The following is a 19,691-nucleotide window of genomic DNA, read 5'->3' on the forward strand; positions in this document are numbered from 1 at the left end:
TTTCCTGCGCCGAATCGGTGTCGCGGGCCTGTGACGTGGGCTACTCTCCGGTACGCCTGACCCCCTCCGGAGTCGGGTATCGAACCCTGACGTGGAGGAACCATGCGACGACGCTTGGCCCTTGCCGTGGTGACGACGGCTGCTGTTCTCGGGATGGTGGCGGGTACCGCTGCCAACGCCAACGCCGCTCTGGACGTGAACTGGAACTGGGCGACCGGCTTCATCCCGAACCTGCCGAACTCGGCCACGCCGCCCCCCGGCGCGGAGAACGTGTCCGGCGGCGGCAGCTCGAGCTGCAACTGGGCGGCCAGCCCCAACCACCTGCCCCTGATCCTGGTGCACGGCACCTGGGAGCAGCAGCACGACAACTGGAACGCGATGTCGCCCTACTTCAAGAACAAGGGCTACTGCGTCTACACGCTCAACTACGGCGGCAACCCCGGTGACGTGATGTGGGGCTGGAAGTCCATTGCGGCCTCCGCGGCCCAGCTGAACGCCTACATCGACAAGGTGAAGGCCGCCACGGGTGCCCCGCAGGTCGACATCGTCGGTCACTCGCAGGGTGGTGTCATGCCGCGCTACTGCATCAAGATCATCACCGGCTGCATGGCGAAGGTGAACAAGTTCGTCGGCCTGGCGTCGTCGAACAACGGCACCACGCTGTCCGGTCTGGCCAAGCTCGGCAAGTTCCTGGGGCTGACCGACGGGATCAGCCTGGTGCAGCCCGCCGCGATCGACCAGACCATCGGCTCGGACTTCATGAACACCGTGAACTCCTGCCCGACCGGTCCGGCCGCCAACGTCTGCAACGGTGACACGGTGCAGTACACCGTTCTCGAGACCAACGGCGACCAGGTCGTGACCCCGTACACCGGTGCCTTCCTCAGCAAGCAGTCCGGCGTCCCGGCCTCGCAGGTCACCAACGTCCTGGTCAACGACGAGTGCATCCTCGAGCTGTCGGAGCACCTCGGCATGACCTACAGCCAGAACGTCGCCTCGCGCGCCGCTCGGGCGCTGGACGGCACCACCGCCAAGAAGTGCGTCGTCTCCCTGCCGTACATCGGCGGCTGACGAACAGCGGCACTGCGTAAGAGGTCCGGCCCGGACGCTTCGGCGTCCGGGCCGTTCCGGCTTTGCCGGACGGCGCCCCACGCCGCGCGAGTGGAACGTTCTGCCCCGGATCAGGTGCCTCCGGGCCCCCTTTCGGTGCGAAACGTTCCACTCGCGGGCCGGACGGGCCATAGGGGTCAAGGTGCGCGGGCCGTCGGTCGATCACTCCCCGGTGATGTCGGCTGGACCAGACGCCGGGCGGACGCCGGTGGAGCCCGCTCCGCATTTCGGCGGAATGCGGGCGTTCCTGCGCGTTTCCGACCAGCCTCACGCCGTCCCGCCCGGCCGTTCGCCCTGGAGCGACGTGCCCGGACCGGTCCTCCTGCCGACCTTCGCCGTCGTCTATGCGGTCGCGGTGTACGTGGGCCGGTTGTCCCGCCTGGAGGGCACGTCGCTGGCGCTGGTGTGGCCGGCCGCGGCGGTCGCCTTCGTCTGGCTGCTGTGGGCCACGGGTCGCGGCCGGCGTCAGCTGGCGCTGAGCAGCCTCGTCCTCTGCTCGGTCGCGGCCGCGATGAACTGGCTGACCGGCTCCGCTGCCCTGGTGGCGCTCGCGCTGGGCGCGGCGAACGTCATCCAGGCCCTGGTGGAGCTGACCGTCGTCCGGCGCCTGGGGGAGGGCGCCTGGCAGCTGCGCCGCTCGCGGGACCTCGCGGTGTGGGTGACCGCCTGCCTGGCCGGTTCGGCGGCGGGGGCCCTGATCGGTCCGGCGGTGCTGGCGGCCACGGCGAACGCCGACTTCTGGGAGGTCGCCGGGGCCTGGACGCTGCGCAACGCCAGCAACACCTTCGTCTTCGGGGCCGTCATCCTGCGGCTGGCTCGCTGGGGGGTCGGCGAGCTGGTGCCCCCGCGCGGCCAACGGCTCGAGCTGTGCGTCGGGCTGCTGGTCCTGATCGGCGCCTACGCGGTCGTCTTCGGGTTCGCCGACGGGAAACCGTTGGCCTACACGGTCCTCCCGCTGTCGATGTGGTTCGCCCTGCGGTTCTCCACGACCATCGCGGCCGCGCACGTCCTGGTCAGCGCCGTGCTCGTGATCGGGTTGACGATGATCGGCAGCGGCCCGTTCGCGACGACCGCACCGGCGCTGAGAGTGCTTCTCGCCCAGGCGTTCGTCGCCGTCGTCGGGCTCGTCGCCCTGGCCCAGGCGCTGCACCGGGACGAGCGTGACGAGCTGCTGCACTCGCTCGACGCGGCCCGGCGCCAGGCCGACGCGCAGAGCGCCGAGCTCGCGGCGGCGTCCCGGCACAAGAGCGAGTTCCTCGCCCACATGAGCCACGAGATCCGCACCCCGCTCAACGGTGTCCTCGGATTCACCTCACTGCTGGCGGGCGCGCCCCGCGATCCGGCCGCTCCCCAGTGGGCCGAGGCCGCCGACCGGGCCGGGCGGGTACTGCTGACGATCGTCAACGACGGGCTCGACCTGGCCAAGATCGAAGCCGGGGGGATCGAGCTGGAGGACGTCGAGTTCGACCTGCTCGCCGTCGTCACCGACGCCGTGGTGCCGCTGCAGAAGGCCGCCGACGATGCCGGCCTGGCCCTGGAAGTCGTCGCTGGGGAACGACTTCAGAAGGAGCGTCGGGGCGACCCGGTGCGGTTGCGCCAGGTCGTCACCAACCTGGTGGCCAACGCCGTGAAGTTCACGCACAACGGTTCCGTGACCGTGACCGTGGACGCGCCCGGTCACGAGGTCCGCATCGCCGTGACCGACACCGGCATCGGCATGAGCCCCGAACAGGTCGAGCGCCTGTTCACGCCGTTCGAGCAGACCGCCGCCGACATCAACCGCCTGTACGGCGGGACCGGGCTCGGGCTGAGCATCGCCCAGAACCTGATCCAGGCCATGGGCGGCGACATCGCGGTCACGTCGCAACCCGGTCGGGGCACCACCATGACGGTGACCGTCGAACTCCACCGGAACCGTGGTGTACCGGCCCCCAGAGCCGTGGCGCCCCAGGCGGATCCGGTCGTGCCGTCGAACGCGGGCGCCGAGGGGTTGGCGGGCCTGCACCTGCTGGTGGTCGACGACAACCCGACCAACCTGCTGCTGGCCAAGGCCATGCTGCGCAAGCTGGGCATCACCGCCGACGTGGTGGAGAACGGCGAGGCGGCCGTGGTCGCGGCCTTCGCCACCCGCTACGACGCCGTCCTGATGGACCGGCAGATGCCGGTGATGGACGGCCTCGAGGCGACCCGCCTGATCCGCGTCCGCGAGGGCGAGACCGGTGGGCGCCGCCTGCCGATCGTGGCCATGACCGCCAGTGCCTTCGAGGAGGACCGCCGCGAGTGCCTGGCCGCCGGGATGGACGGGTTCCTCAGCAAACCCTGGCGCAACGACGAACTCGTCGTGGTCCTGGCCGACCTCGTCGCAACCGCCGCCTGAGGCCGCCTCAGGCGGCCGTTCCGCGCCGGGCGCGGACGTCGTCCCGCACCGACCTGAGGTGGACGACGGGGGCCAGGTCGGCGTCGTGGTGCGGAAGGCGGACCAACGGGACGTCGCCCCCGTGCGTCTCGCCGTAGCGCGCCACCCAGAGGCCCGGCACGCAGGCGGCCAGCAGCGGCACTCCGAGGGTCGTCACGACGATGGCGATGAACATGTCTACGACGGTAGATCCGCAGGTCAGCTCGCACATCCACCCGCCGGACCATCCCTTTCGGCCCAACGTCCACCCGTAGTCGTACGTCTCCGGTACTACCGCATCGAATGTGTCCCCGTTTCGGTCGTCAGGAGCGCGGGTACGGGGCATTGTGGCAACCGAAACGGGGGCAGGATCCCAGATCACGGGCGTGCGGTCGCTCAAGTGGGTCGTTCCTGGATGATCCACCGGTTACCGTCGGGGTCGGCGAAGAACACCATCGAGCTCCACGGCTCGTCGCTGTAACCCGGCTTCTGCTCGCCGTTCTCGAAGTGGACGACGTCGCCTACGGGTGCACCGCGGGCGGCGAGGTCCGCACGCACCGCGCGGACGTCGTCCACCACCAGGGTCAGCCCGGGGTTCGGGTGCTCGCCCTCGACCAGGTGGATCGAGCAGCCGGAGCCCGGCGGCGTGAGCTGGACGACGCGCATCCCGCCCGGCGCCACGAGGTCGAGGTCCAGGGCGAAACCCACGATTCGCGCGTAGAAGTCGCGTGACCGGTCGATGTCGGCGACCGGAATCTGTACCGCCTCGAGCTGCATCTCCATGTCGAACCCCCTTCGTCCGGAACACTCTCCACCATGGAACAGCCCGACAGCAGTGGGTGGGTCGCCGTGCGGTGCATCTTCCGCACGGACGTCGACGGGGTCCGCAGCTACGAGGAGAGGGCTCGGTACGCACGCCGATCATTGTCGGTTGGGCACGGTGTGACACCGTGCTCACCAGGTGGTCATTGTGTGACACCGTGCTCACCCGGTCGTGCCGCGCGGAGCGGGCTCCCAGCCGTGCAGGAAGTCCAGGACGTCGGACGCGGGCATCTCGCACGGGCGGAACTGCTCGTCGTCCGGGGCGGGGAGGTACAGGTTGGCGCTGACCACCCCGGTGCCGCCCAACTCCTCGGCGTACAGCTTCTCGACCCGCCCGCCGGCCCGCACGGTGCGCGTCACACCCCACCGCCGCCCACGGTAGGTCACTGCGCTCCACCCGAGAGGTAGCCGGGCGAGCAGGGCGGCGACGCCGGACTCGGCCATCGTCAGGCGCGGTCGTGGAAGTCGCTCACCGCGGGGCCGTAGGTGGCGGACCAGTCGTTCAGCGTCTCGATGGGCTCCACCAGGGTGCGCCCGAGCTCGGTCAGGGCGTACTCGGCGTGACCGGCGGTGGGAGAGCGGCGTTCGACGAGGCCGTACTCCTCGAGTCGGCGCAGCGTGTGGGTCAGGACCTTGCGCGAGACGCCGCCGATGGCCGCGGCCAGTTCTCCGTGCCGGCGGGGACTCTCGTTGAGGGCGAACAGCGTGACGGCGGCCCACTTGTCGGCCAGGACCTCGACCGCCAGACGGGCCGGACAGTCCGCGAGGAAGCCGGTACCCACGAACTCAAGGTACCTCGAGGTTCCTCGGGGCTTTCTAGCGTCGGTCCCGTCGCCTGATTCCGCTGCTGAGGAGCCTGTTGTGCCACGAGCTGTCGTCTTCGACGAGATCGGTGCCCCGGACGTGCTGTACCTGATCGACGAACCGCTCCCGGAGCCCGCGGCGGGCGAGGTGCGGGTGCGGATCGAGGCGTTCGGGGTCAACCCGGTCGAGCAGATGATGCGTTCGGGTGCCTACCCGGCGCCGTTCCCGCTGCCGCGGGCCCGGATCGGTCTGGAGGGGACGGGCCGGATCGACGCGCTCGGGGCGGACGTCGTCGGGCTCGCCGTGGGCGATCCGGTGATCATCGCGGCGGTCCCGCAGATGCACGTCAACGGCGTCTACGCCGAGTACACGACCGTGCCGGCCGCGAGCGTCATCCCGCGCCCGGCCGAACTGGACGCCGTCGGTGCCGCCGCGTTCTGGACCGCCCACGCCACCGCGTACGGCGCCCTGGTCGAGTCGGCCGGCCTGCGCCCCGGGGACCGGCTGCTGATCAACTCGGGGTCGAGCGCCGTCGGGCTGGCCGCGCTGGGGATCGCCCGCCAGCTCGGCGTCACCGCGATCGCCGTCACCCGGCACAGCGCCAAGCGTGAGGCGCTCCTGGCCGCGGGGGCGGAGTCGGTCGTGGCCACCGACCGCGACGAACTCCCGGTCGGCACGGTCGATCTCGTCCTCGACACCGTTCGGGGCCCGGGTCTCGCCCGCCTGGCCGCGGCGGCCCGGATGGGTGGCACGCTGATCAGCGTGGGCTGGTCCGACCCGCGGCCGCCGACGTACCCGAGCGGCCTCGTCACGATGATGAACTACATGGGTCTGCGGCACACGACCAACCCGGACGTGCTGCGCCGCATCGCCGCCTTCCTCGGGGCCGGCCTGCGTTGCGGGACGCTGCAGCCGACCGTCGACCGGGTGTTCGCCCTCGACGAGGTGGTCGCCGCCCACGAATATCTGGAGAAGGGTCAGCATTTCGGCAAGATCGTCGTCACGGTCTGAGACTCATCGCGGTGGGCGACCGGCCCCGGAGTTCGAGGCGGAGCGCCCGCCCAGAGGCCGAACCCGTGAGGCGATCCGACGGCGATCCTCGGCCTCGATCTCACGCAACCGCGCCAGGTTCTCGGCCTTGATCTCCTCGGCGGCACGCCTGGTCCGGCTCTCCTCGGGCGGGAACCTCCACCAGTACAACGAGCCGAAACCCGACACCAACGAGGACGTCCCGAAACTGGCTGCCAGCTGCCAGCCGTAGGAGGCCGCCAAACCGAACATCACGGCCGACGTGGCCAGGAAGCCCACTGCTACATACAGCCGAATCCTCGCCCGGTGCCGCCCCATACCGGCCATCATCACCGCGAAGGGGACCACCTGTCCTGAGCAGGAGCGACGCACCCTCGGCCGACCTGAGCTCGAATGAGAGCGGGTGACCGGGGCCGTCGGGCTCGACGTGCCTCGTACCTCGGCACGTCGAGACCTCCTCCCGATCCCGGGCCCATCAGTTTCAACGGCAGAAGACCCCCTCCGAAGAGCGTGGAGGGGGTCTTCTGCCGTTGGAGCGGGTGACCGGGATCGAACCGGCATGACCAGCTTGGAAGATCGGCCGAGCGAAGACTCAGCGAGCATGCCTGAGCACGGACACTCGTTCAGCCGGTGCCCCACACAGGCCACTCGTGACCGCTGTTGACCGCTCGATCGGGCACGCAACGGGCACGCCCGCGCAGGTGCTCGCCGCAGTGGCCCGGCGGCCGGGCGCCGCGCGTTCTGCTGTCCCCGGTCCTAGGGATGCTGGGACGAGTGCTGGCAGTACATTGCCCAAAACTTACGTCGCAATGTAAGTTCTCTGCGTGCCGCCCAAGAAAAGAAAGCTGAGTCGAACTCCACCGCTTTCGGTTCGACTCGAACTCACGCAAGAGGTTGGATTCCGTTGCCCTGCCGACGACTGCGGCCTTCCATACTTGACATTCCATCACTTCGCCCCTACATGGCGAAAAAGGAATCACCATGACCCTGAAGGAATGATCGCATTGTGCCCGCTGCACGCGGGTAAAGCAGACAGCGATCACTACCCGGAGGATCTTCTGCGAAAGTGGAAGCGTGACGGCGTGGGACTCGCGCAAGAAGTGTCGGGAAAGTTCGATTTCATGCGTCGTGATTTAATGTGGCTAGTCGGGGGTTCCCTTTATCATCGAGTGCCGGTGGTTCTTCAGGTAGAAGACGAGCCGTGGATCTGGGAAACCCGAGACGAAGACGGTTATGCGCGGCTGAATTTTAAGACTCAGGTCGGCCGTGAGCGGCCCGTCCTGCAACTAGACGATAATGTCTGGCGTGTCCCGCCGGGCGCCGCGAGGATCGATTGCCTGCCCCGTGGCCGAAGACTACGCGTCGATTTTCCCGGAGGAGATACGTTCCGTGCCAATTTTCTTGAAGCGGGCGATCCAGAGGAGTTGATGCGCATAGTTCCTTGGCTTAGAGAGAACTGGTTTGTTAAGAACCGTGGATGGCTTGAATCCGTTCCGTTTCCGCTAACAGTCGTGGAAATGTGGGAGAGAACTTCGAACGGAAGAATCTCACTCACGAAGGATGCCACCAATCTGGGCGGCCTAGCCATGCAGCACAACATAGCTGCGGACGGGCCGGTTGGACTGACCGTATCCCAGATTCCCGCCGAGCAAATTGACTTGTCGGCTATTGCGCAACGGGGCATTAATCAATGGCGTGCTGCGACACGATAAACTTTCTCCGGACCTGAGTTGCTGACCGTTGACTCGCCCAAATGTGATTTCGCGGTCGTTCAGAAGAGTGCAAGTTGGCAAGCTAAGGGCGCAGCTCTGCGCCGAGGGCCAATGCTGTGCACTCTCCGTAGATTGATGCTTGCAGCTCTTACGCTCATGAATCTCCCTAGCCGGTCGCGCATGAGCAGGGCTCTCGTGGTCCATCGGGTGCGTCGCATTCGGTCCTCCGCGCGGTTGGTGGTCGTGGCGGCTGGCCGGTGGTGTTTCCCGGCCCGCCGTCGCGGCGGAGGTATCGCGCCCGGGGAGGCTCGCGGTCCAGGCCCCCGACGCTGGGAGCCGGTTGCCCGCAGGTGCGGAGCACGTCCCTTAGCCAGTTGGAGGAGCTGCTAGGGGCTGGACGGTGAGTCTGGGCGTGATACCGGAAGGGGAGCCCCGGCACCCTCGGTGATCCGGCCTCGCGCGTCACCCTTAACCAACTACCTGCGAACTCCCGCGCGGGCCGCACGAACTCGGGTCACCCAACCCAGCCACCCTCACCACCCGAACACCTCAGACCTTTCCCGCCGCCCTCACTCCCTGCTCCGCCCGGCGCGCCCGGTGGGGTCCGGGGCCGGAGGTCTCGGGGGGCCCCGCCGGGCAGCGCCCGGCGGGAGGCCGCGCGCAGCGCGGCCCTTGATGTCTAAGAGGCCAATTCAGCAGTGCGCGCCTTCACTTTATCCACCCAGCCGACTGCACACCCTGTAGCCCATCTGGACGCTTCCCTCGGTCTTGTACTTAGTGCAGGATTCCTTGTACATAACTGCGAGGAGGTTGTACAAATGGCCAAGGGAATGCACCGGCCGCACAAGCGGATCCTGTTGCCCAACGACATGTGGGTCCTGCTTTACGACGATGGGCACATCAAGCTCGGCGGCTACGACCGCAAGATGCATGTTGTGGAGGTCTTGAACCGGGACGGTGGAACGCACATCTTCGCCAAGCTCGATGACTCTGCGGAGACGATCCGGACGCCGCAGGCTAGGCAGGCTGACTTCGTCACGGTGCCACGCTCAGTGGTCGAGTCTCTCCTGCTTGGCTATAAGGCAGGCCCTGACCCCGTAGTGGAGGACGGCGAGGACTAGCGTCCCCCGAGGCCTACAACCCCGGGCAAGAGACGGTTTGTGTAGCCAGCCGAGACCAAGGCGTCAAAGGCGTGTGTCGCTGCTTTTGTGAAGTCCTGGTGAGCCGCGTAGCCGCGCTGTGCGTAGACCTCAATGCGTTGGGTGTCTCCGACCAACATGTTGATGACTCGGTTAGCGTCTCCGATGCTGGCCACATAGTCATCAAGGTCCAAAGATGTTGAGGTGCATAGGGGTTCGACCTCGGGCCAGACCCTCCGGCAGGTCGCGTATGCACGGCGCTGTTGGTAAGGGCGGCTGATGAGCGTGACCGTCTCGGGGCTGATGCCGCGCTCGTGGAGTAGATCGCGGGTCAGAGTGATGTTCTCGCTGGTGTTGGTCGCCCTCGGCTCGACGAGAATCGCGTCGTCCGGGACGCCGAGGCTGAGGGCGTGCTCGCGGTAGTGGACGGCCTCGCCCCGGGGGAACCGCTCGACCGTGGTCGGAGCGTTGGCTCCGGTGAAGACGATCAGCGGGAACATGCCCTGGTGCCACAGCTCGGCGGCTCGGGTGGCGACGCTGAGGTCGTGGCTTCCGAGTCCGATGCCGACGTCGGTAGGGCGTAGCTCGTGGTGCATCTGGTGGTAGTCCCAGAGCACTTCGACGGCCTCGCGCAGCTCCGGGGGGATTGTCGCGGCGGGCGTCCTGGTCACGGGATCAGTCTGGCCGGTCAGTCGGGGATGGTGAATTCGTAGGTCCAGGTGAACCGGCTGGCCGCGTGCACGCCGCGGGCGAACTCGACGGGCGTGCCGTCGGCGGTGAACGTCGTTCGGTGCAGGATCACCACCGGTTCACCGCTGGGCAGGTCCAGCGCCTCGAGCTCGTCGGGGGTCGGCATGCGGGAGTGGAAGGTCTCGCGGATGCGGTCGGGCTCGAGGCCGCGCAGCGTGAGCACCTGGAAGCCCCCGCCCTGCCCAGCCGGTCCCGGCTCCGAGTTCACAAGCGGAGTGCCCTCGACGTCAGCGGGCCGGTAGTAGCTGGTGAGGGTGTGGGTCGGCTGGCCCCCCGCCCGGACCAGGCGGGCGCGCTCCACGACCTCGCTGCCCTCCTCGACGCCGAGGGCCTCGGCCACCTCGCTGTCGGCGGGCACGCGCTCAACGGTCTGCGTCTGGTCGCCCGGCTTCCACTCCTGGCCCGATGCCTCGCGGTCGGCGGCGAATGCGACCAGGCCGAACTTCCACTTGCTCTTGGCGTAGCGGTCGATGCCGAGACGTCGCATCGGGGGTCGGGTTCGCACGACGGTGCCCTTCCGTCGGATCGGCGTCACGAGACCTTCGGCGGCCAGCAGCGCGACGGCCTGGCGGACGGTCTTGACGTTCACGCCGTGCTCGGCGGCTAGCTCGTCCTGCTTGGGCAGGGTGGAGCCCTCGGGGTAGGTGCCGGCTGTGATGTCGGCGCGGAGGCGCTCCGCGAGGTCGCGGTATCCGATGGTCATCGCGTGCTCCTTCCGTGCGCTCGTCCTGGCGTCGCTGCAGGTCAGTTGCTGGCTGGGGTCTGACCTTAACGCTACCGGTATAGATCATCGACGCGTCAAGCGAAGCAATAGGGCTGGTTCTATTGACATGGGTTCACTCGTCTGTCGTAATGGAGATAGCCCAATAGGGGTGGTCCTAATGACAGGAGAGAGCGATGGCTCTGCAGGGTGGGCACCGGTTCGCGGTGTCGATGGATGAGGTGTTCCCGCATGGTCTGTACGCGATGAGCGTGGATCAGGCGCAGGACTTCGACGAGAAGACCCGTGCTCGTACGCCGAGCAAGGACAAGCAGACGGGGTCGCTGGTCTGGTCGGTGACGTGCATCGACCGGGACCCGGAGGCGCGGGTCAAGGAGGTCAAGGTGAAGCTCCTGGCCCCGTACATGCCGGAGCTGCCGCCGGAGATCGTGCCGGGGAGTGGGTTGCGGCCGATCGCGTTCTCGGGGATGACGATCACCCCGTACATCGACGAGGGCCGGGGCCGTGCGCGGCTGGCCTACTCGATGCGCGCCACGGGTCTGGCCGCCGCCCAGCTCGCCCAGCCCGGTGTTCCGGGTGGTCCCGGTCAGGAGGGTGCGGGCAGGGCCCCCGCCGGTTCGGCAACCTCGGCCCCTCGGGGTCCGGGGCAGGGTCGTTCGGGCGGGCAGGCGTCCGCCGCCTGACGCAGGGAGCCCCCGGCCTGGTTGCCGCCGGGCCGGGGGCCGCACACCACGAACCCACTTCGCTCACCGCTCAAAGTTCACGAGGGAGCTTCGCCATGCCCCGAAAGACTAACCCGCAGAGCCTGGATGACCTGCTGATCCCGACGCCGGTCCCGACCGTCCGCGCGGCACGCCCCGCCCGTGCTGCCCGGCCCGCGTCGGCTGGCCCGCGGCTGCGGAAGTGCCGCACCTGCGGCGACCCGGAGCTGTCGTCCCGCCTGGTCCACGGGCAGTGCCCGGAGTGCATCGGCCTGCAGGCGCTGCCGCTGCGCGGTCAGGGTGGCCGCTTCATCACCTTCGGCACTCCTTCCGGAGGTGCGGCCTGATGCAGTACATCAACGGCACCCGCGCCGAAGACCTCACCAACGACGGCATTTTCGCCAAGCAGCGGGCCGTGGTCCCGTTCTGGGCTCTCGCCCTGTCCGCGACGGCCAAGCGCCTCGCCCGGCTCGTCGTCTGGCTGGTCCGCACCGTGTGGCGGCACCCGCTGACGACTGCCGCCTTGTTCGCGGTCGCGCTGGTCTGGGTGGAGTTCGGCCGCCGGGGCCTGCTCGGCGTCCTCGGCCTGGCCATGCTGAGCCTGTCGGGCTGGCTCTGGCGTTCCCCGGCCTCGTTCGATGCCCGGGTGGTCCGGCCGCTGCGGGGCTGGTGGCGGTGGCTGACCTTCTACCGAGTCGTCTGGTACCCGGTCATGCACGGCACCGGCCTCACCCGCACGACCCCCGACCGCACCATCTACACACCCACCGTGACCTCGGTGTCGTCGACGCGGGTGGTGGACACGATCGGGCTGCGGTTGATCCACGGCCACACCCCGGAGGACTTCCACACCCAAGCCGAGGGCCTGCGGCACGCCTTCCGCGCCCACCGGCTCACCGTCGTGCAGACGGCACCGGGCCGGGTGGAGCTGCGGGTCTTCGCCCGCGACCCGCTCACGAAGCCGATCCCCGCCACGCCGATCGAGCGCATCCCGGCCGTGCCGGACCTGCTGTCCCTTCCGGTCGGCCTGACCGAAGCCGGAGACGTCTACCGGGTGCCGCTGCTCGGGGATCACAAGCTGATCGCCGGGAAGACCGGCGCAGGCAAGGGCTCGGTGCAGTGGTCGATCCTGCGGGCCCTCGGCCCCGGCATCGCCTCCGGGCTGGTGTGCGTGACCGGGCTGGACCCGAAGGGCGGGATGGAGCTGTATCCCGGCCGGGCGCTGTTCGCCTACTACGGCGACCAGGACGGCGAACAGATGGCCCAGGTCATCGAAGCCGCCGCCGACCGGATGACCGCCCGCGCCAAGCGGCTCCGCGACGCCGGACTCCGCAAGCACGTCCCGACCGTGGACGACCCGTTCGAGGTCATCGTGATCGACGAGGTCGCATTCCTGACCGCCTACCACCCCGACCGCAAGATCCGCGACCGCGTCAAAGCCGCTCTCTCGCTGCTGCTCTCCCAAGGGAGGGCTCCCGGGTTCGCCGTCATCGCGTCCCTCCAGGACCCGCGGAAGGAGACGCTCCCGTTCCGGGACCTGTTCCCCACCCGCATCGCGCTACGCCTGGCCGAGGACTCCCACACCGACATGGTCCTCGGCGACGGCGCCCAGGATCTCGGCGCCGCCTGTCACCTGATCCCCGACACCCTCCCCGGCGTCGCCTACGTCCGCACCGAAACCGCCAACGAACCCGTCCGCGTGCGGTTCTCGTGGATCACCGACCAGGACATCACCGAAGCCGCCACCCGCTGGCCCGCCCCCGCACCGGTCTCGGCCGGGGCTCGGGTCATCGACCTCGCCGCCCGCGACCGCAGCGGTTCACCCGGGTTCCCGGGTCAGCGTTCGGGAGCGGGGCCGATCGAGTCGGAGTCACCACCCGGCGCCTAGCCGGATCGACTACTCGGGCGGCCTGTTCCGCGCCTCCTCCTGCAGGACAAGCAGCTGCAATCCCACCGAGACCAGCGTCGTGCAGACGACGAGGGCAACCCACCCGTTCGTCGCCTGGCCCTGCACAAGCAGCACCAGGACCCAGATGAGGACCAGGACCGAAACACCCTGAGCGATCCGGGCCAACCGCCGAATCTGCATCGCCATCGCTCCATCCATCCAGCACCAACCCAACCGAAGGAAGGCACTGTGCCATGAACAGCAACCTGAACATCCGGCTCAACCCGATCATGCTCGCCCTCGGCAGCCTCGCAGCCGTCGTCGGGGGGTGGGGCCTCTACACGATGATGACCGAGATCGGCCACGCGCCCGGCTTCATCGGCGTCATCAGCATCGCCATCCTCGAACTGTTCGCCGTCGGCCTCGGCATCCACGCCGTGAAGGTCGCCCAGGACGGCGACTCCCCGTTCCCGTTCAACCTCGGCATCACCCTCATCGCGCTCCTGGCGGCCGGGGTGCAGTTCACCGCCGCGATCCAGGAAGGCAAGGGCGTCCTGTTCGGCGTCGTCATGGCCATGGCCCCCATCGCGGCCATCACGCTGTGGGTGATCGAAATGCGGCGCTTCTTCCGCCTGCGGGGCCGGGCGGCCGGAACCGTCGCTCAGCCCGCCGCGACGATCGAGCCCGCCCTGTGGCTGCGGTTCTTCGGCGCGGCGTGGGAGGCCAAGAAGTTCGCCCTCATCGACCGGACCCTCGGCGCCGACGACGCGATGAAGCTCGGCATCATCCACACCCGCCCCGTGCCGAAGGAACTCCCGGTCCCGGTCCGGCGCGACCGGGGCCTCGCCGTCGAGGACGCCATGCCCCAGCTGCGCGCTCTCACGCCCACCTACGCCCCCCAGGCTGTCCAGCCCGTCCAGCAGGTCGAGGCGGGCCAGCAGGTCCAGCCCGCACCCGCCGAGACCAGTGAGGCGACCCCGGTGGGCATGGTCGGCGTGAAGGACGGTGACGGCCCGGTCTCGTGGCACACCCACGCCGAGGTCGACCAGAACCCGCAGGCCGACCCCTACGAGCCGTACGTCGACCCGGAGTACGCGGGCCAGCGAGCCGGAGCCGCCTACAACCGCGAGGTCCTGCGCGACCAGCAGGGGCGCGACCGTCAGGCGGCCAGCAACGGGCACGTGCCCGGCTACGTCCCCGGCCGCTGAACCACCGGACGGCTCGATCACCGATGGACGACACCACCGATCCGACCGGCACCCGCCTCTCTTCCCCGGGGTGGGTGCTGGTCGGCTCCACCGGCCTCTGGGCGGCCGACTGCTTACGCCCCGGCTGCCTCTGGACCGTCACCACCTCCACCCCCGAGGCCGCCGAAACCGCGGCGCAAGGCCACGACGTCACCGATCACCCCGACTGCCAGCTCGACCATCAGCCCGAGTTCATGGAGGACGAGGCCGCGTGACCGCCCTGGACGAGAACCCCCGCACCGCAACGGCTCCTACTCCCGAGAAGGTTCGTGAGACAGGTGAAGCCCTGCACCGAGCTTCGGGGCGGATGTCACGGGTCGAGCGGGCCAAGATGCCGCTGGCTCAGGATGTCGTCGAGGCGGTCGCGGTCTCCCACGGCGTGTGCATCCGGCCGGTGCCGATGCAGGTCACCGACACCGCCACCGGGCAGCTCTCCTACGTCGACGTCCCCTGCGGCGCGACGCTGGCGTCTAAGTGCCCGTCCTGCGCCGAACGAGCCCGGCGGCTGCGGGTCCATCAGTGCCGCGAAGGCTGGCACCTCCTCGACGAACCCGACCTCACCCCTGACGCCCCCAACTCAGAGCAGCAAGCGTTGATGGTCGAGCGGGCCGACATCACAGCCGCTCGCGACCACGCCCTGAGCGCAGGGGATGAGCTGGAAGCCCTCGCCCATACCGAAGCCCTCACCGACGTCGACGCCGCCCTACGCCACGCGGGGGTGCGCGGTCAGGTAGATCCGGCCAAGGTGCAGCGGGCCACCCGGTCGACGCGCCGCCGCTCGGACGTGCCGGACCTGCCCAAGCGGCCGATGGAAGCCACCACCCTCGGCCGCACCTTCACCGGCCACGACGGCGAGGTGTTCCGGCCCTCGATGTTCCTGACCGTCACCCTCCCCTCCTACGGGCGCGTGAACACCGACGGCACACCCAAGGACGCCGACACGTACGACTACGTAAGGCAGGTCCGCGACAGCTTCGGGTTCGCCGGGCTCCTCGACCGGCTGGTGCAGAACCTCCGTCGGGTCGCGGGTTTCGAGGTCCAGTACTTCGCCACCGTCGAACCCCAGAAGCGTCTCGCCCCACACGCGCACTTCGCGATCCGCGGCACCATCCCACGCGCCCTCGTCAAGCAGGTGGTCGCCGCGACCTACCGCCAAGTGTGGTGGCCGACCACCGGTTCGGTCGTGCACTCCGACGACAACCCGCCGGTCTGGGATGACGACCTGGGTTATGTCGACGCGGCCACCGGTGTCCCGCTCACGTCGTGGGCTGACGCGCTGGCCGAGCTCGACCACGCCGACGACCTGGCCGACGAGCTCAACGCCCCCGAACTCGCCGCGCAGCCCTTCCACGTCCTGCGCTTCGGCGCTCAGGTCGACCTGCAGGGACTGCTCGCCGGGACGCCCGACTCAGAGCGCCGCATCGGCTACCTCGCCAAGTACCTGACCAAGGCCATGTCCGACGCACACGCCATCGACGACACCGACCCCCACGCCGCGAGACAGCGCGCCCACCTCGCCCGCTTGGCTGCCGTGGCGAAGGTCGAGCCGTGTGGGCCGGGGTGTGCGAACTGGCTGCGCTACGGCATCCAACCCCGCGGCGCCCACGCGGGCATAACCCCCGGCGGCTGCCGTTCCAAAGCCCACAAGAGCGAATACCTCGGCTACGCCGGGCGGCGAATCCTCGTCTCGCGCAAGTGGACCGGCAAGACCCTGGCCGACCACCGGCACGACCGCCGCGCCTGGGTCCTCGCCACCCTCGGCGTCCACCCCGAGCAGGTCGACGACGGTGACAACGAGGGCGACGAGCAAAGGCCGGCCGAATCTGCTCGGCCTGCTCGGCCCCGGGACAAGACCCGTGACCGGTACTCGTGGGCGCCCGTGGAACGCAACGCACCCATCCCGCCCCTCGCGCACCGGCTGCTGACCGCGATCGCCCAACGCTCCGGATGGCGCGCCGCCTACGAAGCCGCCCGCGACGGCAAACCACCACCCCCCGAACTTCTTTCAGCAACACCCCTCGACCCCGACCACGGAAGGAGCGCCACCGATGGAACAGAACAGCCGTGACCCCTTGCTCAGCGTCGACCAGGCTGGGGAGCTGCTCGGCACCGGCCCGAGGTTCCCGCGCCGACTCATCGCGGAGCGACGCATCCGGTTCGTGCGACTGGGCCGCCACGTGCGGATCCCGGAGTCGGCGCTGATCGAGTACATCGCCACAGGCACCGTCGAGCCGACCCCGCGCCGCGACCGTCGTGACCAGCGGGCGCGGGGGAGGGCTGCCTAGTGCCGAGCAAGAGACGGTTCGGCCGCGTCCGCAAGCTCCCGTCCGGCCGTTGGCAGGCCCGCTACCTCGGCCCCGACGGCATCGACCGGCCCGCCCCGGAGACTTTCAGCAACAAGACCGACGCCACGATCTGGCTGGCCGACCAAGAGGCCGAACTGCGGGTCGGGGATTGGCGTGACCCGGCCGCGGGCGAAACGCTGCTTGGTGAATACGCCTCCACCTGGATCGAGGAACGGCCCGGCCTCCGCCCTCGGACGGTCGAGCTGTACGAGTCGCTGCTCCGACTGCACATCGCACCGAGCCTCGGCCGCCTCCCGCTCCGCGAGGTCACCGCACCTCGGGTCCGGACGTGGCGCGCCGACCTGCTCGCCGCCGACGTCGGCCCGGTCACCGTGGCCAAGGCGTACCGGCTGCTCAAAGCCGTCATGGCCACGGCCGCCGACGACGACATCATCCGGCGCAACCCGTGCCGCATCCCCGGCGCCGGGGTCGAGCCGATCGCCGAACGGCCAACCGCCACGCTGCCCGAGGTCTTCGCCCTGGCCGACGCCGTGGGGGAGCGGTACCGCGCCCTGGTCCTGGTCGCCACCTTCACCGGCCTGCGCTTCGGTGAGGCAATGGGGCTGCGGCGCAAGCACATCGACCTCGAAGCCCGAACGCTCCGGGTCGAGGTCGTCGTGACCGAGATCGGTGGGCAACAGGTCGAGGGGCCGCCCAAGTCCGGTGCGGGCGTGCGAACCGTGACGCTCCCGGCCGCCGTCGTCCCCGACCTGCGTCGTCACCTTGACGACTTCGCCCAACCTGGCCAAGAAGGGCGCGTGTTCGTCGGCCCCAAGGGCGCAACGCCTCGGCGCAGCAACTGGCACGTGCTGTGGAGCAAGGCGACGATCAAGGTCGGCGTGGAGGGCCTGCACTTCCACGACCTTCGGCACACCGGCAACACGATGGCGGCCGCGACCGGCGCCAGCCTGCGTGAGTTGATGACCCGCATGGGCCACGGCTCGACCCGGGCCGCACTGATCTACCAACACGCCTCGCAGGACCGTGACCGCGCGATTGCCGACGCTCTCGACGTCGTCCTCGACAAGCACCACCAGGCCGCCAAACAGGCCCGGACGCCGAATCGATCGGGCACGCAACGGGCACGCAATGCCCAGACGAAGCGGGGAGACGGTCGGCCGAGTGCGGGAACTAACCGCTGACCTGCGGTGGAACGGTGGAGCGGGTGACCGGGATCGAACCGGCATGACCAGCTTGGAAGGCTGGGGCTCTACCATTGAGCTACACCCGCGTGACGCCGTGACGTCGCCTCCAAGGGCTCCGCGGCAGCGCCCGGCAACCATAGCGTGCCCCGGCTATCCTGCTCGAAGGCCGCGATCGCGCACGAACACGGCCGCGGGGTGTGGCGCAGTTTGGTAGCGCGTCCGCTTTGGGAGCGGAAGGCCCCCGGTTCGAATCCGGGTACCCCGACAATAGCTGGCGCCATCGGGCGGCGGGCGAGCTGCGAGTCACGCCCGAAGCCGTGTACCGGACACCTCGCATTGGTTACCGTCAGGCAGCCATGACCTCCTCCGCAACCGCCTCCGTGAGCACCCGACCGCCGCGCCGGTCCCGCCGCGGCGACCGGCTGCTGCTGGTGGTCATGCTGGTCCTGGCCCACCCGCTGGTCACGGTGGTCGCGCTGGCCGGGGCCGTGACGGTGGTCGCCACGCACCTGTGGTTCGTGCTGCTGCCGGTCGCGGGGCTGGTCGGGCTGAAGGTCGTGGGGAACGTGTTCGTCCCCGACGACCCGCCGGGCCGCCCGGTCGAGGCGCCGGACGAACCGGAGCTGGTCGACCTGGTCCGCAAGGTCGCCGAGAGGCTCGACGTCCATGAAGCGCTGACGGTGCGCATCGCGCCCGACGCGAACGCGTCCATGATCGTCACGCGTCAGGGGCGACGGCGGGTCAAGACCGTGCTGATCGGCTGGCCGCTGATCCGTTGCTTCAGCCCCGAGCAGCTGGTGGCCACCCTCGCCCACGAGATGGCGCACGCCCCCGAGCTGGGCGACCGGCTGTGGCTGCGCCTGGCCGTGACCCGCGAGACCCTCGTCGAGAAGCAGGGGCGGCTGCTCGCCCCGCCCGCGTTCGTCGTCCGGCCGTTGCTGAGGGCGACGCAGAAACGGTTGTGGGAGGCGGAGTTCGACGCCGATGCGCGGGCCGCCCAGCTGGCCGGCAGTGAGGCGTTGCGGGAGGCGATGCGCCGCACCGAGGGGCTCGTCGACGTGTGGGACCTGCTGGTCGAGGACTGGGTCGACTACCTCGCCGACGACGACGAGTACCCGATCGACCTCTACGCCGCCTACGCGGCCGCCGCCGGTGACCCCCACGTGCTGGCCCGGGCCCGGTTGCGTTCCGGGGCACCCGATCCCGAACCGCTGGCCGACACCCACCCCGACTGGGCGCAGCGCGCCCAGGCCCTGCCCGAGCCGCTCGAGCCGGTGCGGCCGGACGACGTCCGCCGGCTGGTCGGGCCCGTTCCGGCCCGCGGGGCGGTCGAGATCCGGGCCTGGGAGGTGATCGAGCAGTGGTGCGCCGACCAGGTGGCCTCCGCCGAGAAGGACGAGGACTGGCACCCGGTGAGCCTTTTCGACCGACCGGCCACCGCCTTCACGCCGCCGGCCGACGCCTACCGGGACGGGCTGCGCGACGGTACCGGCTCCGACGACCTGCGCGACGGCCTGCGGCGTTCGCTGACGATGATCGCCGACGGCGACGCCTGGGCCCTGGCCTGCGCGGTCGACGCCGAGCTGAACACCCTGCCCGCTGAACTCGGCCGCTGGGTCGCGAGCCGGCTGCTGGCCACCGTGCTCGGCGGCGCCCTCGACGTCGTCCTGCGCGAGGCGGGCTGGCGCCCGGCCACCCACTGGCTGACCGGCGTCCTGCTTCCCCCGGCCGCCGACCGGGGGGCGACGGAAGCGGCGGAGGAGGCGGACGACGTCCCGCTGGACCTGCAGGCCCTGGTCGTCGAGGCGGTGGAGACCCGCGAGGTGAGCCGGTTGCGGGCCCTGCTGGAGCGCGCGTAGCCCCGGCCGGCTGGTGGTCAGGGG

Annotated in this window: 22 protein-coding genes and 2 tRNA genes; 15 read left to right on the forward strand and 9 right to left on the reverse strand. The window is 69.7% G+C overall.

The window, feature by feature from the left end; all coding sequences use genetic code 11:
- Positions 1-102 precede the first annotated feature (102 nt).
- The gene (locus ACIB24_RS07810) at positions 103-1,071 is read left to right on the forward strand and encodes an esterase/lipase family protein (RefSeq protein ID WP_398277698.1); all 969 of its coding nucleotides are present in this window, start codon (positions 103-105) and stop codon (positions 1,069-1,071) included.
- Between the two features lie 343 nt (positions 1,072-1,414).
- The gene (locus ACIB24_RS07815) at positions 1,415-3,487 is read left to right on the forward strand and encodes an ATP-binding protein (RefSeq protein WP_398277701.1); all 2,073 of its coding nucleotides are present in this window, start codon (positions 1,415-1,417) and stop codon (positions 3,485-3,487) included.
- A 7-nt stretch (positions 3,488-3,494) separates the two neighbouring features.
- Here ACIB24_RS07815 and ACIB24_RS07820 read toward each other — a convergent pair whose 3' ends face one another.
- The 4 genes from ACIB24_RS07820 to ACIB24_RS07835 all read right to left on the reverse strand — a co-directional run bounded on the left by ACIB24_RS07820 (position 3,495) and on the right by ACIB24_RS07835 (position 5,109).
- A complete protein-coding gene (locus ACIB24_RS07820) occupies positions 3,495-3,701 on the reverse strand; it encodes a hypothetical protein (RefSeq protein ID WP_398277704.1) in 207 nt (68 codons plus the stop codon).
- Positions 3,702-3,901: 200 nt separating this feature from the next.
- Complete coding sequence (locus tag ACIB24_RS07825; RefSeq protein ID WP_398277707.1) at positions 3,902-4,288, reverse strand: VOC family protein; 387 nt, start codon at positions 4,286-4,288, stop codon at positions 3,902-3,904.
- Positions 4,289-4,489: 201 nt separating this feature from the next.
- A complete protein-coding gene (locus ACIB24_RS07830; protein WP_398277710.1) occupies positions 4,490-4,771 on the reverse strand; it encodes a peptide methionine sulfoxide reductase in 282 nt (93 codons plus the stop codon).
- Between the two features lie 2 nt (positions 4,772-4,773).
- Positions 4,774-5,109: a winged helix-turn-helix transcriptional regulator gene (locus ACIB24_RS07835; protein WP_398277713.1), complete on the reverse strand. Its 336-nt coding sequence runs from the start codon at positions 5,107-5,109 to the stop codon at positions 4,774-4,776.
- Between the two features lie 79 nt (positions 5,110-5,188).
- Here ACIB24_RS07835 and ACIB24_RS07840 point away from each other — a divergent pair, with 79 nt between their 5' ends.
- The gene (locus ACIB24_RS07840) at positions 5,189-6,142 is read left to right on the forward strand and encodes a zinc-dependent alcohol dehydrogenase family protein (protein WP_398277716.1); all 954 of its coding nucleotides are present in this window, start codon (positions 5,189-5,191) and stop codon (positions 6,140-6,142) included.
- A gap of 3 nt (positions 6,143-6,145) precedes the next feature.
- Here the strand turns inward: ACIB24_RS07840 and ACIB24_RS07845 are convergent, their stop codons facing one another.
- Positions 6,146-6,478: a hypothetical protein gene (locus ACIB24_RS07845; RefSeq protein WP_398277718.1), complete on the reverse strand. Its 333-nt coding sequence runs from the start codon at positions 6,476-6,478 to the stop codon at positions 6,146-6,148.
- Between the two features lie 677 nt (positions 6,479-7,155).
- On the opposite strand from ACIB24_RS07845, the gene ACIB24_RS07850 reads away from it, so the two are divergent.
- Both ACIB24_RS07850 and ACIB24_RS07855 read left to right on the forward strand, forming a co-directional pair.
- On the forward strand, positions 7,156-7,872 hold the full coding sequence (locus tag ACIB24_RS07850) for a hypothetical protein (protein ID WP_398277721.1): 717 nt from the start codon (positions 7,156-7,158) through the stop codon (positions 7,870-7,872).
- A gap of 818 nt (positions 7,873-8,690) precedes the next feature.
- Positions 8,691-8,993, forward strand: coding sequence for a hypothetical protein (locus ACIB24_RS07855; RefSeq protein ID WP_398277723.1), 303 nt, complete (start codon positions 8,691-8,693; stop codon positions 8,991-8,993).
- On the opposite strand, the gene ACIB24_RS07860 is transcribed toward ACIB24_RS07855, so the two are convergent.
- Positions 8,990-9,682 (reverse strand): YdcF family protein, encoded by a 693-nt coding sequence (locus tag ACIB24_RS07860; RefSeq protein WP_398277726.1) that lies wholly within the window; start codon positions 9,680-9,682, stop codon positions 8,990-8,992. The two genes, ACIB24_RS07855 and ACIB24_RS07860, sit on opposite strands and share 4 nt — an antisense overlap.
- A gap of 17 nt (positions 9,683-9,699) precedes the next feature.
- Positions 9,700-10,464 (reverse strand): GntR family transcriptional regulator, encoded by a 765-nt coding sequence (locus ACIB24_RS07865; RefSeq protein ID WP_398277729.1) that lies wholly within the window; start codon positions 10,462-10,464, stop codon positions 9,700-9,702.
- 194 nt (positions 10,465-10,658) lie between these two features.
- On the opposite strand from ACIB24_RS07865, the gene ACIB24_RS07870 reads away from it, so the two are divergent.
- The 3 genes from ACIB24_RS07870 to ACIB24_RS07880 all read left to right on the forward strand — a co-directional run bounded on the left by ACIB24_RS07870 (position 10,659) and on the right by ACIB24_RS07880 (position 13,071).
- Positions 10,659-11,165 carry a plasmid replication, integration and excision activator gene (locus tag ACIB24_RS07870; RefSeq protein WP_398277731.1) on the forward strand — a complete coding sequence of 169 codons (507 nt, stop codon included), beginning with the start codon at positions 10,659-10,661 and terminating at the stop codon, positions 11,163-11,165.
- 95 nt (positions 11,166-11,260) lie between these two features.
- A complete protein-coding gene (locus ACIB24_RS07875; protein WP_398277733.1) occupies positions 11,261-11,530 on the forward strand; it encodes a hypothetical protein in 270 nt (89 codons plus the stop codon).
- Positions 11,530-13,071 carry a cell division protein FtsK gene (locus tag ACIB24_RS07880; RefSeq protein ID WP_398277736.1) on the forward strand — a complete coding sequence of 514 codons (1,542 nt, stop codon included), beginning with the start codon at positions 11,530-11,532 and terminating at the stop codon, positions 13,069-13,071. The genes ACIB24_RS07875 and ACIB24_RS07880 overlap by 1 nt, the downstream gene beginning before the upstream one ends.
- A 9-nt stretch (positions 13,072-13,080) precedes the next feature.
- On the opposite strand, the gene ACIB24_RS07885 is transcribed toward ACIB24_RS07880, so the two are convergent.
- Entirely contained in the window at positions 13,081-13,278 is a 198-nt protein-coding gene (locus ACIB24_RS07885; RefSeq protein WP_398277739.1) for a hypothetical protein, read from the reverse strand.
- Positions 13,279-13,325: 47 nt separating this feature from the next.
- Between ACIB24_RS07885 and ACIB24_RS07890 the strand changes: the two genes are divergently transcribed.
- From ACIB24_RS07890 to ACIB24_RS07910, 5 genes are all read left to right on the forward strand, one after another.
- Positions 13,326-14,279, forward strand: a complete 954-nt coding sequence (locus ACIB24_RS07890; protein WP_398277742.1) for a hypothetical protein — start codon at positions 13,326-13,328, stop codon at positions 14,277-14,279.
- A gap of 23 nt (positions 14,280-14,302) precedes the next feature.
- Entirely contained in the window at positions 14,303-14,533 is a 231-nt protein-coding gene (locus tag ACIB24_RS07895; protein ID WP_398277745.1) for a hypothetical protein, read from the forward strand.
- Positions 14,534-14,625: 92 nt separating this feature from the next.
- Positions 14,626-16,386 (forward strand): replication initiator, encoded by a 1,761-nt coding sequence (locus tag ACIB24_RS07900; protein WP_398277748.1) that lies wholly within the window; start codon positions 14,626-14,628, stop codon positions 16,384-16,386.
- On the forward strand, positions 16,367-16,603 hold the full coding sequence (locus ACIB24_RS07905; protein ID WP_398277751.1) for a helix-turn-helix domain-containing protein: 237 nt from the start codon (positions 16,367-16,369) through the stop codon (positions 16,601-16,603). The genes ACIB24_RS07900 and ACIB24_RS07905 overlap by 20 nt, the downstream gene beginning before the upstream one ends.
- Positions 16,603-17,805: a tyrosine-type recombinase/integrase gene (locus ACIB24_RS07910; RefSeq protein ID WP_398277754.1), complete on the forward strand. Its 1,203-nt coding sequence runs from the start codon at positions 16,603-16,605 to the stop codon at positions 17,803-17,805. Before ACIB24_RS07905 ends, ACIB24_RS07910 begins: the two co-directional genes overlap by 1 nt.
- A 15-nt stretch (positions 17,806-17,820) precedes the next feature.
- Here the strand turns inward: ACIB24_RS07910 and ACIB24_RS07915 are convergent.
- Positions 17,821-17,894: transfer RNA gene (locus ACIB24_RS07915), tRNA-Gly, on the reverse strand.
- 105 nt (positions 17,895-17,999) lie between these two features.
- On the opposite strand from ACIB24_RS07915, the gene ACIB24_RS07920 reads away from it, so the two are divergent.
- Both ACIB24_RS07920 and ACIB24_RS07925 read left to right on the forward strand, forming a co-directional pair.
- Positions 18,000-18,073: transfer RNA gene (locus ACIB24_RS07920), tRNA-Pro, on the forward strand.
- A 91-nt stretch (positions 18,074-18,164) separates the two neighbouring features.
- Complete coding sequence (locus ACIB24_RS07925) at positions 18,165-19,667, forward strand: M48 family metallopeptidase (RefSeq protein ID WP_398277757.1); 1,503 nt, start codon at positions 18,165-18,167, stop codon at positions 19,665-19,667.
- Positions 19,668-19,691 lie beyond the last annotated feature (24 nt).

Source organism: Spongisporangium articulatum (assembly GCF_044465595.1).
Classification (GTDB): Bacteria; Actinomycetota; Actinomycetes; order Actinomycetales; family Kineosporiaceae; genus Spongisporangium; species Spongisporangium articulatum.